Genomic DNA, 949 nt, shown 5'->3' with positions numbered 1-949 from the left:
ATGGATGTCTTTGTCGTAGATTTCCTGCCGTTTGGCATCACGGGCACGCCAGAGCTTTTCTTCCGGTGCCGGTTCGGGTTCCGGAGTGAGTTCCTTCCGCCAACCTAATTCCAGAACCGTTTATAAAATACGCAGATTTATTTCCTGTAAAAATGCTATCGTCTTTCCATTGTACATTGTTTTTTAGCTCGCCTAATACCCCATTGACACATTCATACGAATCACCGTTCAATGGAAAGTAATACTTAGCATTCCACTGATTGGAAAAATCGGATTCGGTATCTTTTCCCGTCATCACCCGTCTCTTCATCTTTCACCTCCTTTCCTTTTTACACCCTTACAACCATAATCCCGTGTTCTTTCTTAATCGAAACGCCAGCTGTCTTGCCGGCTTCAATCTCAATGCTTGCCTCGTCCGACTGCCAGCCTGAACCGTTCGGGATGGGCTGGGTAATGGTAGAGCCTGTGTTGTTCTTAATCGACAAATAGAACTCCTGCATCTCCGGGACACTGTTTATGTCGGCAAAGTTGATGGCTGCCGGGTTGTTTGCTGCGTAGGCAAATCGTAAGTTATACGGCGAAGAGGGAAGCTGCCCGATGTTGGATACGTCGATGTATTCCTTCAGGCGGAGTGAATCGGTTACCTTCTGCTTCTCCTCGTTGCTGTAATTATTATCCGTATGGACATACGCGGCATCCTTGACCGTGTGGTCGTCATTCTGAAGCTGGGAGAGCTTGGTCGGGATGCTGTTCTGAACATTCGCGATGCTCTGATTCAGCCCGGCGATAATCCCTTGCAACGTCTGTGTGTCCTCCACGCTGGCAAGGAAGGCAATGATCTCGTTGAACGATTCGATGGCACTCGATGCGTCACCCGAAACGAGCGTGTTGACTTGCTGCTGCAAGGCTGTCAGCGCGTTCCTGATTTCCGTGTCGTCGTAGCTTTCCC

1 pseudogene is annotated in these 949 nt (G+C 49.2%); it reads right to left on the bottom strand.

Going from position 1 to position 949, the window contains the following annotated elements:
- Positions 1-329: 329 nt before the first annotated feature.
- A pseudogene (locus KTG12_RS21405) lies at positions 330-949 on the bottom strand (hypothetical protein); the annotation flags it as partial.

The sequence above is a fragment of the Parabacteroides sp. MSK.9.14 genome, from assembly GCF_019041495.1.
Taxonomy (GTDB): Bacteria; Bacteroidota; Bacteroidia; order Bacteroidales; family Tannerellaceae; genus Parabacteroides; species Parabacteroides merdae.
Note: the sequence above shows the minus strand (reverse complement) of the source record. Positions and strands in the feature narration are given on the sequence as shown.